Here is a 17,570-nt window from a genome sequence, read left to right on the forward strand (position 1 = left end):
ATTTATTTATTTTTATAGTTTAGAATAGTGTGACGGTAAGGTTGGCTGATATTCAATAACTTAACGTATAGCCAGGGAAAATTTGTATACAATCCCAGCTTCATGATGAAAAAGCCCAGCAGAAAAATTACACCGAATAGGATTTGTACCAACGAAAGAGGAGATGGCACTTCAACAAAGGCAAAATCTTTCATAAGGTAGCTTACGCCATTATATATTAGCGCATAGCTGCCTATCCCTGCCGGAAATACCAACAGCTGAAGTACAAGTTTTTGTCCGAAGGTTAGTATACTTTGTTTTACGATGTTATAGGTTACCTGTCCTACTGTAATCGCGACGACTAATATTAGAAAAATGCCACTGTCTAACACTTTTCCTTTTCCTGTTAGCCATGCAAAAAATCCTGCTCCAATAATTCCGCTCATTATTACAACAAGGGCCTGTAATGGCCTGATCAGTATTGGCATTGGTTTTTCAGGCACAGATGCCTTAATGTTTTCTCCGGAGGAAAGGAAAAGGTAGGCTTTATAAAATCCATGAAGAATTAAATGCGTCACCGCAGCATTGAAAAAACCCAGCCCGCATTGCATAATCATAAAGCCCATTTGAGCAATTGTTGAACAGGCCAGCTTTTGCTTAACGCTAACCTGAAGTAATTTTGTAAATTGGGCAATGATGGCGGTAAGGCCCCCAACTGCAAATAGCAGGGGCAGTACATCTGCATGAACCATTAACGATGCAAACAGTGTAAGTATAATCCCCGAACCATTGACAAACCCCGCATGCATAAGGGCCGAGGCAGGAGTAGGCGCTGTCATGGCAGAGAGCAACCATCTATGAAAGGGGTAAATGGCTGACTGTATTAAACAGGAAAAAATAATAAATAGCGAAGATACCAAAAGGGTTGGCTTAGGTAAACTGCTCAGCGCAGGTATAATCTTACCGAGGGTAAATTTCTCCGTGCTAAATGCAAGTAACAATACACCTGCGCTAAGCATCACCCCTGACAAAATGAAGAACCTTTGCGCATATTTTGACGCAGCACAGGCTTCCGGCCAGTCAGATTCTATCCCAATCAGTCTTGCCATGAAAAATCCCATTAAGAACCAGGAAATTAATAATGCAACAACGTGATCGGCAGCTACCAAAACCATTACTGATAACGTAAAGCCCAAACAGAGTGCTGCAAAACGTGTTCGGTATCTGAATCCTGTAAGATAGCTTAAGCTATAAATGCTCACCAGCGTACTGAAAAAGCTTACCACGCCCCAAATCAGAAGTGTAAAGGCATTTATTCTGAAGAGCCCCCAAAAGTTTAAGTCCAAATGTTTGGTTGTTGCGATGAGCATAAGGACCGCGGCAAGAAACACTATAGCGCATATAGCTGTAACTACATAACAGTAGTAGTCGGAAATTTTTCTCTGAGGCCTTATAAAAGGAGTTTCAAATGCTTGTTTTAAGTTCATGTTGTAATGGATGTTTTTATGTATTACGGCGCAAAACTGTTGAAAATCAATTATAAATTTTTATTTATATTTTATATATAATGCATAAATATTTTTTATGTTTTCAGGGGTAAGATGATACAAAGGATTTTCCCTTAGAAGATTCTGTCGGAAGTCAGGATGGAAAAACCTGATTAATTTAGCATTTGCAGAAAATTACATGCCATCACGGTATTAAGCGAAAAAATGATTACTTCAAGGCCTAATTTTTTAGCAATTAAAGCTTGTTATTGGTAATAAGATGCTTGCCCCGTATTTGCTTTCAGGCCTTTAAATAATTATAATCTGCTAATAAAACAATTTCATCAGCATGAATAAGAATATGGGTTAATGCGATAGGCATGGCGACCAGAAAATAACAATGTTCATAAAACATCTTCAGCGCAGATTATTAATCGAGCTCAGATTTTTATCTTAGGTATTCACGAACATTAAATGGTTTGCATTTGATCGCTATCGAATTGAGGTGGGAGTGACGATAGTTCTAAAAACCTAAAATTTACGGAAGACGGCTATCGTTTTTCTTTTTTTATGCAAAAAAAAATAAACTTCCGGCGGCGGCACACCTGCACTGGTACTTACTCGGTAGCAGAGGCGAGCCACGCCGAAAGGCAAAAGCGATAAATAGTGGGTTATTCCTGTTAAAATGATCCGATAAATGATCATTCAATAAAGCGATAAGGAATAACCGTTATTTTCGTTCAAAGATTGTAAGAGGCATATGTAAAAAAAAAATGTCTTTTATGTTGATGAAAATGAGTAGGTTATGCCTTTTTTAGATTTCATACTATACATAAAGTTACCATCTGCCTTCCTGGCAATTGCATTTACCCCTTTAATTTTTATCTGGTTTGAGGTCCTGATTTTAAAGGGTTCTCCATTTAATGACTTGATGGTTCCGCTGTGCAGTTTTCCGTCCTTCCATTTAAGTGATACTTCAAAACCGCCTCTGGCTTTCAGTCCGGTAATGTGTCCGCTCGGCCAGGCAGTTGGTAGTGCCGGTAATAAATCAAGGATGTAAGCATCCCGGCCATTTGCGCTGGTATATGTTTCCATACTTTGTAACAGCATTTCAGTCATGCCTGATACCGCTCCAAAATTTCCATCAATCTGAAATGGGGGATGGGCATCAAAAAGATTGGGATAGGTACCCCCAGCATCCGCCATGATGGTTTCAGTCTGGTAAGTGGCGCGCAGTTGATTTGATAAAAGCTTATGCGCATGGTCACCATCTCTTAACCTGGCCCAGAAATTTTCTTTCCAGGCGATAGACCAGCCGGTGCCATCATCGCCACGTAACTCCAGGGTTTTCCTGGCGGCTTTAGCCAGTTCAGGCGTACCCAGGGCAGTGATCTGTCTTCCCGGGTGCAGGGCAAATAAATGCGAAACATGCCGGTGATGCGGATCGCCCGAATTCAGGTCCCAGTCTTCATTCCACTCCTGCAACTGTCCGGCTTTGCCGGTTTTTAAAGGACTGATTCCGTCGCGTACTTTTTTCACCTGAAGCTGAAAGGTCTGATCGTCATTTAAAGTTAATGCAGCCTGTGCCACATTGTTCAATAAATCCCAGATGATGGATTTTTCCATTGTTGCCCCTTCGGTTACTGTTCCGCTTTTACGATCATTGGTAACAAAGTAATTTTCAGGAGAGGTAGAGGGTGAAGTGACCAGGAAACCATTTTTATCTTTGATCAGTGTTGCCATATAAAATTCCGCAGCACCTTTTAGCGTTGGGTAGATGGTTTTCAGATAATTTTTATCGCGGGTAAAAGCATAGTGTTCCCAAAGGTGCTGACAGGCCCAGCCGCTTCCACCGATAAAAACACCCCAGGGTAGGTCTGCACCAGGACTTGTCCAGGCCCAGCCATTGGTGGTGTAACCATAAAACCATCCCGGTGTTTGCGGGCCATAATAGGTTTTGGCGGTTTTGGTTCCGGGTTTCACCAGGGCCTGTGTCAGGCGGATCATCGGCAGATGCATTTCTGATAAGTTGCTTTGCTCAGCAGGCCAGTAATTCATCTCATAATTAATATTTGATTTGTAATCGCATTTCCAGGGTAAATCAAGTCCATCTCCCCACAAACCCTGCGAATTAGAAGGGAGCAGGTTACCGGGACGGCTGGAAGAAATCAACAGGTACCGGCCATATTGATAAAAAAGTGTCGCAAAAGAAGGATCTGCCAGTCCATTACCATAAGCTTTTAAACGTTCATTAGTAGGTAATCCTGAATCTTTATTGTTGCCAAGTTCGAAGCTCACCCTGCGGAAATACGGCTGATATTCATTGATGTGGTCTTTCTTTAATGCCAGGTACGGCTTATGGATTGCCCGTTCCATGCGTTGCGTTACGGCTTCATGCGGGTCTTTTCCAAGGAAAAATTTTTCATAATCCAATGTATAAGAGGTCCCTGCCGCCATGATAATCGTTAGCTCATCAGCATTAACAACTTCAAGCTCCTGCCCCGAAACCTTAACCGAACCACCGGTGTTTAGTACAGTAAGCTGTACTTCATAAGTTAATTTTCCACCGGCATGGCCTGTCATGATGAGCGTATTAGGTGCAACAAAACGCGTTTTGGCATTTTCGATCCTGCTCAGCCCCAGTTTCAGGCTCAAACTACCTTTTTTAGAAGCGCTCAGGCGCTGAACCATAGCCTGATCTGCCGCACTGGAAAAGATTTCCCTTTGATAAGCAATGCCATTTACATTAAAAGAAACACCTGCGATAGCCTGGTCGATGTTTAGCCAGCGGCGGTAATCCTCTACAGGCTTTCCTTCAGGTAACTTAAACTTCATGGTCAAGTTGCCTAAGGTCTGATAGGAAGCATTGTATGGTGCTGGGGAAGTAAAATGATCACGTGTTAACTGTTCAGCCAGTTTATAGTTTTGATTCCGTATCGTTCGCCTGATGGTATCCAGATACTGGTAAGCATCCTTGCGGTCTGCATCAGGCTGTGGATCACCCGACCATAGTGTAATTTCATTGAGTTGAAGCTTTTCATTTGACGGGTGGCCAAAAATCATGGCACCGAACTGACCGTTTCCAATAGGTAAAGCTTCTTCCCACACTTTGGCAGGTGAGGTATACCACAAGGTTTTATTGTTAAGCGGTAGGAGTGGTGCAGTGCTTTTGGTTTGAGCATAACCTAAGCCTACCTTAAATAGCATCGAAATGCTGAGGAGACTGGTCGTAAAGTTTAGTTTCATTCGAAAAGATTATAGGATACTAAAATAAATGTTTTTAAGTTTATTGTTTAATGTATTAATCAGGTTGTTGATTATTGGTTGCCCGTAAACTGCCAGGAGTCGAAATAAAATAAATCATGTTTTCCTTAAAACACAAAATAAAGATTATGCGAACCGGTTAACGATTTAACTGGTGTTTTTATGCTTCTCCAAACATCACCCTCACCTTTATAGTTAACATTCACTACTCCTAACAGCGGACCATCTATGGCATCTCTTCGTACTTCTATCTGACCTCCGTAGAGTGTTGCTACTAATACCTCCAAAGTATTTGCTCCCTTTGAAAAGTCTACGCTTCTTATTTTGAGATAGTCTCCGTTGTGTATGGCAGTAAGTACTATTCCTGAAGGAATTTTTCCGCCGTTTGTGGCAGATTTAAGATTTCCCAGCGTTGATGCCACCGCTGTTTTAACGCCTTCGCTGTAAGCCATGCTAACTGCTTTCACATTTTTATAGGGATTGATCGTTCCGACACTTTTCAACTCTTCAGGTGTCCAGAACGGAAGCTTTTCAAGGGTACCGTCTGCGCTGTACCTGAGTTCTTTAACCTGAACTGAACGGCGCTCGTAAGGCTGGCTCATCGTTTTCATTCTCAAGCTTTGGTCAAATCCGAATACGTAAGATTTTCCTTTGTAATCAATAATTCCCGGATGGTTGCCGCCGGATCGCGGGTCTCCATCCATAATCATACCTGCGTATTTCCATGGGCCTGTAGCGGTTTCGCCCATAGCATAACCTATACCTTCGGGGCAGCAGGTTGAGGCATAGGCCATATAATATTTCCCTTTCCGTTTCCAGGCCCAGGGACCCTCCTGATAATTAAAAAAATCATGATCTGCTTTACCTTTTGCGAATGAAGGATCTTTGATGAGATCACCAGAAATCGAAATCATATCTTCATTAAGTTTAACATACCAGAGATTAGGGTTGCCCCAATATAAGTATGCCTGTCCGTCATCGTCAATCAAAATACTAGGGTCTATATCTTCCATCGAATTTTTGATCAGCGGCTTTCCAATAGAATCTCTGAATGGTCCGTATGGGCTGTCGGCTACCATTACACCAATACCAATGGCATTTGGCATGGAGCAATAGAGGTAAAATTTTCCATTTCTGGCTATGCATTGGGCAGCCCATGCACCATCTTCTGAATTTGCCCATTTAAAATCCTTTACAGATGCTACAGCACCATGATCAGTCCAGTTAACCATATCTGTGGAGGTATACAGTAACCAGTCTTTCATTCTGAAGCCGAATGCCTGGTCGTCATCATGTCCGGTATACAAAAAAACGGTGTCTTTATATACCATGGGAGCAGGATCAGCCGTAAATTTAGTTTGAACAACGGGGGTTTGAGCTAATGCTATCCGTGTAAAGAAAAATATGGTTAATGCGATGCGTAAAAGTTTTAGTTTCATTTTGAGAAGATTGGCTGATTATTATTTGGCTATATCTGGCTTGCAGACATTCAAATATAATCTCCTGATGATGTGATAAATTTATCTGAAACCGACATTTTTTATCACTATTCCGATATTAATCGTTTTTCCTCTTGATTGTGGTGGCATTTAACCCATTTTTTCTTGCGAAGAAAGCGTTAAAAATGCTGCTAAAAAAGAAAGCCCCATTAAAGGAGCTTTCGTAGATGTTGATTATATTTTAAATTCAGCACACACATATTTTTTATAATATGAGCTCAAACGGTCAACTTTTAGCTGAACCCATCATTTTAGCAATTGATTTTTTAATTACATCCACAGGTAAAATGATCGTTGCCGTTCGGCTGTGCCTGGCAATGTTAATGCCCATGAAGTTTCCATTGCTATCGAAAACCGGTCCTCCGCACTCATCCGACCGGATAGCAGCATCCTGAACAAATACTTTTTCAAACCCGTCAGAGCGCAAACTTCTTTTCCCTTTATAGTTACGGGTGATGTCGCGCGTTGGCCTGTCTGTAAAATCAATATCTATGTTAGAGGTTTTATTGTTCCTGATGATGCCTAAAGTAAGGTGATCACCGATCATCAGACGGTTCATTTCCTGACCATATCCATCTTCGTTTTGTACTTTTTTGCCGTTTACAGCTATGATCTGATCGCCAATTTTCAGTACCTGTTCGGCAGGATAATGTTGTGCAATATCTTTTACTACCATTTTACCGGCTTCTTCTACTACCAGCGCACCCAGTTGTGCACGGCTAAACAATAAAGGTAGCTGGATTTCTTCGGTACTGATGATTCCTGTCTTGCAATTTTCAGGGGCTATTGGTGAATATAAAAATTTCCCGAGATCATCGGTAGTGAGGGGCTTGTAGCGCATTTCCCCGATTTTTATACCTTGAATGCCATTTGGACTATGCGCCGAATTTAACAGTACCAGGTCATTTTCGGGATCACGCGCTATGACCTCCAGCTGAATATTTTTGCCATTATAGATCACGTAAGGCTGTTCGCCAAGCATAGAACTTTTACTGAGCCATAAAACAGATGAAAGGCCTTTATTTCCAGGGCTTATTGCAGTAGCCAGAATGGTTTGTTGGGTATTGCCTTTGGTACTATGCAGGGTAATTACATCGTTTAAAAAACCAAGGCCTGCCTTTGAAAAATAGGTGGATGGGGCTACAGTAAAACGTTTGCTTGCCTGTAAAGCGGGGAGTGGCGCTGCGACCGGTAACTGTTGGTAATTGACAGGCTTTTGCAATGCAGTCCAGTACCGGCGGAACAGATTAACCTGGATATCAAAATTTTCATCCTCATTGGTCTGAACTTTATCACGGATACCGATCAATTTACCTTGCAGATCAAAGAGGCCACCGCCTGAATCTCCAGGTTCCATTTTGCAGGTGGATTCCATAAATCCATCGCCGGCATCTAAACTGGTCAAACGTCCGAAACGAAGATTAGGCTTTTTTTGAAAAAAGCTGCCCGGATAGGATATGGCCAGGCAGCCTTCTCCAACCATCAGGTTTCTGCTGTCTGCCATCAATACAAAAGGCCATGGGCCTTTGCCTTCCATTTGGAGCATTGCCAGGTCGAACTGTTTATTTTGTGCATCCAGCGCAATTTTCCCTAAAGCTACAGCCACACCTTTTTGTCCGTTTGGAAATTCTACCCGGTATCGATGGGTAGGTTTAACGGAATGCGCAGCAGTTAAAACAATGCCATCTGAAGAAACGATCACTGCACTAAATCCACCAAAATCCTGGTCTGCCACCGTATCCCTGATTACCAGTTTAATACAGGCATCAACCACCTTCAAGTTTGTTTTGCGAAGCAGACTTTCTATTTTTTTGACAGATGTGACCTCTTGTTGTGCCTGCGTTTCTGCTAACAGGCTGGAAAAAAATAACAGGATGCAGACTATTTTATAAAGATATCTCATTTTTTGGAGAAGACTTCGTCTAATTTTTGAGTAAGTTCTTCACCCCGAAGATTGATGGCGAGTATCTTGCCGTTACCATCTACCAGGAAATTAGAAGGAATGGATTGTAAACCATAGTATTTTAAGATTTCCCAATCTCTCACCTGTTTCCAGGGAAGATGGTCTTCATTTACCGCTTTTTTCCATTTTGCCACATCTGTATCACATGAAATCCCAAGAATATCAAACCCTTTAGCATGGTGTTTATTATAGTTTTCCAACAAATTAGGGTTTTCTTGTCTGCAGGGTACGCACCAGCTTGCCCAGAAATCAACCAGTACAATTTTACCTTTATAATCTGCCAGGGTAACGGTTTTACCATCTATATCGGGAATGCTAAAGGTTTTTAAGGGTTTGCCTGTAGCCGAAAGTTGTAAAACAGAGAGGCCTTTTTTTACTGAAATACTTGCTGAGGATTTTTTTAAAGACTGATCAATGCCCTGGAAAAGTGCATTTGCCCTGTCGTAATCTATCCTAGAACCAATAAGTAAACTTAGCAAATGCAGACTTACATAGTTTTTCGGATTATTCCTGATGTACTGCTCCGCCAGGCCGCTTGAAATCATTTGTCCGATTTTAAACAATTTGAGTTTTACCATAGTGGTATCTGCATTACCATTGGTCATTAGCGCATCCAAGCTATCTGCCTGTTTAATTAAGGACATCCTTGCTTTAATGTAAGCATTAAACACATTTTGAGTGGGCGCACCGGTAATGCTAAGATTCATAATGGAATCCAGGTTGTCTACGTTTCCGCGTAGCTTCAGCTCTCCGCGTTCTGCAAAAAAAGGATAGTCGAAACTTTGTCCTTCAAAGGGAAGTTTCAATGTGGCCATAACAGGCGTATCAATCGGTGCAGTTATGGTAAATACACCGTTTTTAACAGGTATCCTGTCGTTATGGTTTCTGCCGTTAAGCATATAGCTTATGGATATGCTATCGGCTTTACAGCCATCCAACTGACCGTTCAATCGCATTTGTGCTTGCAACTGGCTCTTTACGGAAAATACCAGCAACAATAAAAGAAGATAAATTTTGTTCTTCACTGTTTGATGTTTTATTTAATTTAATTTTTTAACCGTTTCAATAATGGCGCCCATTTCTGCTGCCAGCTCAGCTGTTGAGCCGGGAAAGCCTACGCCACTGTAACGAATAAAGCCATTACGGTCAATAATCAGCTTATGCGGGATCCCAGCCACCTTAAAACGATCTGCTACTTTATTTTTTTTGGTATCTTTATCTTTTAGATCTATATAAAGTGGAAGCGTAAAATCATGTGATTTAAAATAAGCCAGAGATTGGTCTCTTACCTTACTAAAAGATTCGCCAGTGATTTCTTTGGTGTGAATGAACAGAAATTTTACCTCCGGATCATTTCTGTATTTATCTACCAATAGCTGCATACCTGGCAGCGCTGCCTTACAGGGCATACACCAGGTTGCCCAAAAATCAAGCACCATAATTTTATCTTTAAAATCTTGCAATGATACCGCGTTACCGTTTACATCCAGCAGTTCAAACTCCGGTGCTTTTTCTTTAATCAGGTTTTCACCATTATAGTTCTTGTATTTGGCTTCATACTGTTTGACCCTTGAATTACCGATAGAATCAAGATGCGCTTTTGCATCTCTGTTCGGATACATGAATTGGTAAGCCTTTTTATATTCACTCTTGATTTCCTCATCCTCTGTTTCTTTGTTGATCATTTTTTCGAGTGCTGGAAACGCCGCCCGATAGTTGCCACTTTTGCTTAGTAAAATGTTGTAATGATCAATTTCATTCTGGCTCGGATTTGGATTCAGGTTCATTGCTTCTTTTGCAAGGATAGCTGCATTTTTATAATCCTCCTTTTGTTCAAAAAGAAAACGCTTCACATTCAAAAGCATAAGCTTTTCTGCTTTAGGTAAATTTTTTTGCAATAAATTTTGGTCTATGCGCAATGCAAGCTGTTTTGATATGTTAGGGTCGTTTACCAAAGCGAGCTGCGCCCAAGCCATGGAGCGGTCTTCGCCTTTTGTTTTTTGCAAGCATGCCATGGCCTTTTTAAAGTTACCGGCCATGGCAAAGTCTCTTGCAAGCAGAGCGTAGTTATACCCATACTTCTCCTTTGGAAAATTTTTTTCCATTTCGGCCAGTATGGCTATCTTTTTATTCAGATCCTTTTCTTTATAGAATTTATTTTGTACCTCATTTTTTTTACGTTCTTCTTTGGTAAGACGTTTAGAAGCAAGCTCTTCCCATTTGCTTGCCGGCCAGCCTTGTGCAAGTCCAAATTGGGAGAGCAGCTTTATATCTTCTTCAGATCCCAAGGCTAGTTCAGCAATCTTTTGATTGAGTACTACCGTGTCTTTGATGCTTTTGAGTTCTTCCAGTTCCTTTTCGAGATTACGCGTATTCTGTGCAAAGGACTGGCTGATGCAACTGATCAATAGACTCAAACAAATGATTAAATTACGAAACATAGCTTTTTTTTTATTTGTCAATATGGCATTCTAGTTGGCCCGGCGATAACTTAGCGTTGAAATTTCTCCGAAGCCATCAATCTTTTTATCATACGTTCCATTGAACAGCCTACCTTGGTTATTTATTTTAAAGAAGTAAACGGACCCTCTGGCAGACTGGTTTGTGGCGACCAATAGCGTTTTGCTATCAGACTGATCTAGCTTAATCTGTTTGATCTGAACACCTGAAGGAAAAGTATAAAGTAGTCTGGAAGAGTTAGAAAGGATATCATACAGGTAAATACTATTGTCTGTAGAATAATATAGTTGCCTCAATGCAAGCGATGCTGCGAATGATTTAGCAGAACCAATGTCGGGGCTGTTCATTATCTTCTGGTTCAGGCCCGGAGTTGCACCCAATAACGAGTAAAGGAAACGGTCACCATTACTATCCTGCATGATGAAGAAATACTCATCTGAAGAAGATTTTGCACCATCCATCGCGCCCACCATCAACATTCCTGTATTTCCAATATCAAAAGCCGCGGCGGCCGATCCGAAAGCGGGAAACAAATTGAAATTGGCAAAAGGAACATACATAAAACGCTTATATTTATTATCATAGAAATAGGTGGCAAACATTGTGCTGGTGAATACCTTTGGAAATAGGTTATAGTCTCCCACAAATCTTTCTGTATAAGTAATATTTGTGGGATCATTAAACATAGAGGCCGCATAAAGTCCTCCATCATTAACAATGTACTCTTCAGTCGTAAATTTAGATACAGCAAAATCCAATTTATCTTTAACAGGCTTAAAACTAGCCGTTGATTTTCCTGAAGTTAAAAAGTCGCTGGCGTTAAAGCGGTAGCCTCCCTGGTCTGTAAAAAAGGTGACCCCAAAACGGCTGCCGCTATTATTGTAATAAGGGTAAGCGCCAACAGCATTCCCCGGGAAGGTGGTTTGGTTAACATCTGCCGGCGGATTGTAAAACACCCTGTAGTCAGACCGGATAAAACCTAATTGCGCATTGCCATTAACCGTACTGGTAACCATCCATCCCTCACTAAATACGCCCTTTATCTCTATATTATAGATCTTAAAAGTAGATACCCCTGTGGCCGAATTGGTCACCTTGTATTCTAACGTATAATTCTTTTTCAACGGCGGGTAAGCGATAACTGTACTAAGTGCCCTGGTTGTAGCGATTACCTTTGGGTCAATCCCATCAATAGGTTCAGTTGGATAAAATTTCCACTGATAAGTAAAACCTTCACCTGCAGGTTTGCTCTGTACAATCTGAGGATCAATTTTTAAGGTATCGAACTGTACGACCGATAAATTTGCACTGTCTCTAATTTCCAGTTCGTTCAGATCTTTGTAATTAAATTCCTGGTTTTTTTTGCAAGACCAAATGCTGGCACAGCCCATTAACACTAAGAACAGACCGATATAATATTTTAATTTTAACATGATTTAGAATGTAACTTGTTTTCCGAATTCATCAATTAGTGGCCCGTTTGCCTGAACGTAATCGGCTAATGCCTTTTTCAATTTTACCTGTAGCCTAAATATTTCACCAAGATCAACTACATTCGGACTAAAGTTAGTCAACCCTGTTACCTTCACCATAAACTGAAATCTTACTCTGCTAAAGTCGCCGAACAGAAAAACTATGTTTTGCCAGTAGTCTGGCTTGATAAGTTGACCCGTCATATTCACTTTCATGACTGGTAAATTTGAAGACAAACCAACAGCTACTCCTGGTGCACCCGGAACCAGTTCACTTTGTGGATCAACACCGAGCAATAGCTGAAACGTTTGCTTATCCATCTCTGGTGAGTTTAATACCACAAGGGGATAATTCACGAATATTTCATTCGCCGGCAGTTTAATTTCAGGTAACAGATAATCTACGTTTGGTCTGGCTGTTGATCCTGCCAATGCCTTAAGCTTGATGCCACGGGCTATATTAGCCGGTTTCCCAACCAAACGCATTTTGATAAATACAGTGTCTCTGGTTTTTAATTCCGGCTGTAAGGCAAAAGAATAATTAATGCTATCCGAATTAAGGTAGAAGGTATTGTAAAAACTAATTCCATCACGGCCTTCAAATGTGGGTATGTCGTCTTTTTTGCAACCTATGGCAAAAACCAACAGGCATATTATGGTTAAATATCTCATGGTTAGTTATAATTTGGGTTAAACTCTAATTCTTGATCCGGAATCGGCAGTACATATTGCGAAGGCGAAACAGTACTGCTTTTGAATAGCATTTGTGTGAATTTTTTGCGTTTATAATAATAAAAGAGCTGTCCTTCGGCCTGAAACTCTTTTTGATATTCCTTTGTAATCTCATCGTTCAAGGTGTTTTGGTCCAGGTTATCGGCCAATGGATCGATATTTCTGTTTTCCCTAACTACGTTTAGGTAAGCAATACCATCCGTTGTTGATGCTGCACATTCAGCAAGGATATAATACATTTCCGAGAGCCTGATCATTGGCACGAGTTGATCCAAACGGTTATCAGAAGGAGCAGTACCAGGAAATGTTTGCCAGAACTTTGAGCAAAACAGGTTGCCAAGGTCGTTCGTTTTGTCTGGTTCTATTCGGCCAAGGTATCGGATATCGGTACTACCAACAGACGATACTTCGTAAAGTTGGTTGTAATCAATTGCACTAAGACGCATGCTGGAAGCCCCCCTAAAATAGCCTGGATCAGCCCAGTTTCTTAGATTGGCTACCCTTAAACCAAATATTTGTTCGGTGATATAAAGCCGGTCTTTGTCTTCTGGTTTAGCTGTTGCAGCATTAACGCTTACGAAAGGAAATTGATCAGCATCAACCACCAGTTTCGCAGCTGCAAACGCTTTATCCTTATCGCCTGCGAAAAGATATACCCTGGCCTGCAGCGCTTTAACCGCATAGTAATTCATCCTGGTTCGGCGGTCGGTCTGCCCATTTACAATGGGATCTGTTTTAGCCAAAAGCTGTTCCGCTTCAGTTAAATCAGCAAGTATACTTACAACGGTATTCTGCGTAGTTAAAGGAACTGATGTATATTGATTTACATCTTTACGGTAAGGAATAGCTTTCTTGCTTAGCCCGGTAGTGTACTCCGGACCAAATAAGCGCAGCACTTCGAAGTGCATATAAGCCCGCAGGGCTATCGCTTCGCCACGGATCCGGCCGTAAGCCGTGGTACTTAATACATCACGTCGCTTTTCTGTATTCTGGATTATTTTATTTGCACCAGCTATTGCGTTATAGCTGCTGCTCCAGATTGAACTTCCAATACCAACTACTTCTTCTGAATTAAAATTTAAGTTCGATGTTTCGTAAAATCTCGAACCCGTCGGAATCGCGTAATTCTGTGCCAGAGCAGAGCTGAAGCCCATACTTAGGTTATCGCCGAAAAGGTTTTGAGAACCCAATAGTGCATAAACACCATCTAATGCCTGTTGAAAGCCCAATTCAGAGCTAAATAATTGCACCTCTGAAACAGATGATTTTGGATTTACGTCAAGATATTTTTTGCATGACGTTAGCATAGAGGTTAAACAAACCAATATGGCTAAGAATTTTTTGTGGTTCATGTGTTTTAATTAAAAGCCTGCTCTTAAGGTTAACGAATATGTCCGGGCAAATGGGTTGCTTGTACCGCGTTCTACCTGTATAGAACTTATCCTGAAAAGATCGTTGGTAATAGCGGTGAGTTGCAACGTGCGTAAGCCTATTTTTTTCAAAAATTGGTTTTTGTAAAAAGTATAGCCCAATGATGCCGAACTTAGGATCACGTTATTATCATCCTGTACAAACCTCGAAGTAAGCTTCGTGATGCTCGGATTAGCCGTAATCCTCTTGAATTGACTTACGTCGCCGGGTTGGGTCCATCCCAGGTCGTAAGCCCTCCTGTCTACGTTAAATTTGGCATTCACAGATTCTACCCGGTCTACCAGGGTTTGGTTATACATCTGTCCGCCAAACTGGTAGTTAAAGATCAGGTTTACTTCAAAACCCTTGTGTGAGAAGCCTGTTCCGAAGTTTCCATTCCAAAGGGGTTGGCTAATTCCTACCGGAACCTTGTCTGCTACATTCCAGTCCAAGGTCGTTTCTCCCGATTTTGTCAGGAATACCTCCGAACCAGTTGTGGCATCTATTCCCAACGAACGGACCGCAAAGATGGTATTGAGTGATTGTCCTTCTACCAGTTGCAGATTTGGTTTTACCTGATCAGGATTTCCATTGTTAAGCAAATTGTTTGAAGATTGAAGTGCGTTTGAAATTTTTCTGAGGGTGTTTCTATTCGTAAATCCATTTACGTTTACCGTCCATAGCGTCCGGCTAAACGGATTTTGCAGGATGGTATACCGGGCATAAAATTCGAAACCTTTGTTTAATAATTCTCCAAAGTTTTCGGTATAAGAATCAAATCCTGCCGAAGGTGCCAGGGTAATTTGAGTGACCGCTCTTTTGGTATTTTCTCTGTAAAACTCAAACCTCAGGTTTAAACGGTCTTGTAACAAATCTGCATCAAGCCCGATATTGGCTTTCAATACATCTTGCCAGCTTAAATTTTCGTTACCTAAGCCCGCCATTATCGCACCAATGGAATTGAAGTAAGCGGTGCTGGCATTTACATTATACCTGAATTGAGAAGCATAAGCCGGTACATTAAGCGAGCCTGTAGATCCGTAACTTCCCCTTATTTTCAGGCGATTGACCATGTCGTTTTTTTGAAAAAAGGATTCGTTGTGGATGTTCCAACCCGCACCAACCGACCAGAATGTTCCGAAACGTTTATCACTACCGTATTGAGAGGAACCATCTCTTCTGTAAGAGACACTTGCCAGAAAGCGATCATCATAGATGTAATTTCCACTATAAACCAGACCTATACGACTCACAGTGCCTTCATCTCCACCTGGCCTGCCTTGATACTGGGATGCAAACAGAATATTATCTAACGCATCGGTTAGCAGTCCCGTAGCCGAGACTGAATTATAGGCTGAGCTACTTCGAGCGGCATTAAATCCCACGTTAGAGAATATTTGATGTTTGCCAAATATGGCATTCCAGTTGGCCGTGGTTAAACTCTCATATCCCATATTACTATTTTTAGTCAGGTCATAACTTCCTCTCAGGTTAAGATCAGCAACATTATTAAACCTGGTATCCTGCGCCGAATAAAATAAATCGCTACCCCCGCTTTGTTTATTAATGCTTAAACTACTTTCTATATATATAGATTGTGTGGGTTTATAACGCGCACTGAAGTTGTTGGAAATTCCAAAATAGTTAGCGCTGTTGATGGAATGAAAACCTACGTTGTAAAGTGGGTTTGCCGTCTGATAAACAAATCCAAGAAAATTCAGATCTTCCAGCATTCTATTAGCTTTACCGTTTGCATCATAAGGTGCCCAGTAGGGGTTCATTCCTACGTAATCGGCGAAATTTCCGTAAGGAGATTCATTAGATTTGTTCTGAAAAACGCGCAGGGAATTCCGGAACTCAAATTTCTTTTTAAAATAGTTTAAATCAAACTGGCCGGAATAGTTGGTACGGTTCTGGCCTTTCATCACGCCAGACTGAAAGTCACCCGATACCTGTAGGGCATAACGCACAACGGTATCACCACCCTGGGCATAAACAGAAGTACGGTTACTATAGCCATTTTGTGTCGGGATAGATAACCAATCCGTATTAACGCCTCTTGCATAAGCCTTGTAACGTTCATTGTATAACATGTCAAAAGAAGTCTGTAATAAGCCACCACTTGTTGTGTACAAGCCTACACGTTTTTCAAAGTCAAGTTTTTCTTCCGAATTAAGTAATTGGTAAACGGAAAGATCTGGTGTTGTGAAACGAAAATCGTGGGTCACATTCACCTGAAGTTTACCAGCAGTAGGAGCTACAGTAGTAATTACAATTACACCATTTGCTCCTCTTGAACCATAAAGTGCTGTAGCAGAAGCATCCTTTAGCAGGGTTACGCTTCTAATTAAATTCATGTCCAGATCCACTATACGTTGAAGGTTTACTTCAAAGCCATCCAAAATCAGTAGCGGAAGGGTTGGGATAGATGACAATTGCCCCGAAAGGTTTGGAAATGAATTTTCCCCGCGAAGTTGAATATTAGGCAATTGGTTAATATTACCGCCCGTTACGTTGTTGGGAACTATCCTGAACGATGGATCAAGGGCGCCGATCGCTGCAAATACGTTGTTGGCACTTACCTTTTTCAGCTCTGCCCCGGTTAAGGTATTTGCTGCACCCGTGAAGTTTTCTTTGCGTTGTGTAAAGATACCATTAACTACGGTTTCGTCTAAGCTCAAGGCCTGTTCTTCCAAGAAAATACTGAAATGGCGTTCATTTTTAATTTCAACTTCGGCGGTCTTATAACCTATATACCTAAACTCCAAAACTTTGGCATTTGCTGGAATATTGAGTTTGAAACGGCCGTTATTATCTGTTTGGGTTTGAAATTTAGTACCCTTTATGGAAACAACCACCGCTGGTAATGGATTGCTTGTTTTGCGATCTCTAACTACGCCGTCAATTTCATCATTCTGTTTAAATTTACTGGTCAGTACAACCGTTTTATCCTGAATGGTATAGCTGATACCTTGCGGGTCTAAAATTAATTTTAGTGTGGCATCAATAGATTGGTCTTTCAGGTTTACACTGATTTGTTTGGCATCTGAAATGATTTTATCAGAGTACACAAAATTATAGCCAGTCTGGCTTTTAATCATCCGGAAAACTTCCGAAAGCGGTTGGTTAGAAACGTTTAGTGTAATCCGTTGCGCGAAGGTATAAGCACTCACCTGCAAAAAAGATAAGATGAGCAGGAAGTGGAACAAGGTAGCTATCCGCAAAATTCTGGGACGTGCAGCACAATGCACAGCCATTTTATTGGTCTTCATTAAGTTGGTTTGGTTTGATAGTTGGATTAGTT

Annotated in this window: 10 protein-coding genes; all 10 read right to left on the bottom strand. The window is 41.2% G+C overall.

Translation table 11 applies throughout. The annotated features are described in order from the left end of the window. Nucleotides 1-2: 2 nt before the first annotated feature. A complete protein-coding gene (locus DV942_RS21665) occupies nt 3-1,349 on the bottom strand; it encodes a proton-conducting transporter transmembrane domain-containing protein (RefSeq protein ID WP_244950773.1) in 1,347 nt (448 codons plus the stop codon). Nucleotides 1,350-2,246: 897 nt separating this feature from the next. Beyond that, on the bottom strand, nt 2,247-4,712 hold the full coding sequence (locus tag DV942_RS21670) for a glycoside hydrolase family 95 protein (protein ID WP_145860997.1): 2,466 nt from the start codon (nt 4,710-4,712) through the stop codon (nt 2,247-2,249). A gap of 125 nt (nt 4,713-4,837) precedes the next feature. Beyond that, nucleotides 4,838-6,169, bottom strand: a complete 1,332-nt coding sequence (locus tag DV942_RS21675; protein WP_145860999.1) for a family 43 glycosylhydrolase — start codon at nt 6,167-6,169, stop codon at nt 4,838-4,840. A gap of 286 nt (nt 6,170-6,455) precedes the next feature. Next, entirely contained in the window at nt 6,456-8,132 is a 1,677-nt protein-coding gene (locus tag DV942_RS21680; protein ID WP_145861001.1) for a trypsin-like peptidase domain-containing protein, read from the bottom strand. After that, nucleotides 8,129-9,217 (bottom strand): TlpA disulfide reductase family protein, encoded by a 1,089-nt coding sequence (locus DV942_RS21685; protein ID WP_145861003.1) that lies wholly within the window; start codon nt 9,215-9,217, stop codon nt 8,129-8,131. Before DV942_RS21685 ends, DV942_RS21680 begins: the two co-directional genes overlap by 4 nt. 15 nt (nt 9,218-9,232) lie before the next feature. After that, nucleotides 9,233-10,633: a TlpA disulfide reductase family protein gene (locus DV942_RS21690; protein ID WP_145861006.1), complete on the bottom strand. Its 1,401-nt coding sequence runs from the start codon at nt 10,631-10,633 to the stop codon at nt 9,233-9,235. A gap of 30 nt (nt 10,634-10,663) precedes the next feature. Then, on the bottom strand, nt 10,664-12,085 hold the full coding sequence (locus DV942_RS21695; RefSeq protein WP_145861008.1) for a PKD-like family lipoprotein: 1,422 nt from the start codon (nt 12,083-12,085) through the stop codon (nt 10,664-10,666). A 3-nt stretch (nt 12,086-12,088) separates the two neighbouring features. Next, nucleotides 12,089-12,796 (bottom strand): DUF4843 domain-containing protein, encoded by a 708-nt coding sequence (locus DV942_RS21700; protein WP_145861010.1) that lies wholly within the window; start codon nt 12,794-12,796, stop codon nt 12,089-12,091. A gap of 2 nt (nt 12,797-12,798) precedes the next feature. Further along, nucleotides 12,799-14,208 (bottom strand): RagB/SusD family nutrient uptake outer membrane protein, encoded by a 1,410-nt coding sequence (locus DV942_RS21705; RefSeq protein WP_145861013.1) that lies wholly within the window; start codon nt 14,206-14,208, stop codon nt 12,799-12,801. 9 nt (nt 14,209-14,217) lie between these two features. Further along, the gene (locus DV942_RS21710; RefSeq protein ID WP_145861015.1) at nt 14,218-17,538 is read right to left on the bottom strand and encodes a SusC/RagA family TonB-linked outer membrane protein; all 3,321 of its coding nucleotides are present in this window, start codon (nt 17,536-17,538) and stop codon (nt 14,218-14,220) included. Nucleotides 17,539-17,570: the final 32 nt, after the last annotated feature.

It is taken from the genome of Pedobacter suwonensis (genome assembly GCF_007833675.1).
GTDB classification, from domain to species: domain Bacteria; phylum Bacteroidota; class Bacteroidia; order Sphingobacteriales; family Sphingobacteriaceae; genus Pedobacter; species Pedobacter suwonensis.

Bases quoted from the DNA above. Each gene is read 5' to 3' on its own strand.
- DV942_RS21675 (WP_145860999.1), bottom strand. From the start codon at position 6,169: ATGAAACTAAAACTTTTACGCATCGCATTAACCATATTTTTCTTTACA.
- DV942_RS21670 (WP_145860997.1), bottom strand. From the start codon at position 4,712: ATGAAACTAAACTTTACGACCAGTCTCCTCAGCATTTCGATGCTATTT.
- DV942_RS21665 (WP_244950773.1), bottom strand. From the start codon at position 1,349: ATGCTCATCGCAACAACCAAACATTTGGACTTAAACTTTTGGGGGCTC.
- DV942_RS21695 (WP_145861008.1), bottom strand. From the start codon at position 12,085: ATGTTAAAATTAAAATATTATATCGGTCTGTTCTTAGTGTTAATGGGC.
- DV942_RS21710 (WP_145861015.1), bottom strand. From the start codon at position 17,538: ATGAAGACCAATAAAATGGCTGTGCATTGTGCTGCACGTCCCAGAATT.
- DV942_RS21680 (WP_145861001.1), bottom strand. From the start codon at position 8,132: ATGAGATATCTTTATAAAATAGTCTGCATCCTGTTATTTTTTTCCAGC.
- DV942_RS21705 (WP_145861013.1), bottom strand. From the start codon at position 14,208: ATGAACCACAAAAAATTCTTAGCCATATTGGTTTGTTTAACCTCTATG.
- DV942_RS21690 (WP_145861006.1), bottom strand. From the start codon at position 10,633: ATGTTTCGTAATTTAATCATTTGTTTGAGTCTATTGATCAGTTGCATC.
- DV942_RS21700 (WP_145861010.1), bottom strand. From the start codon at position 12,796: ATGAGATATTTAACCATAATATGCCTGTTGGTTTTTGCCATAGGTTGC.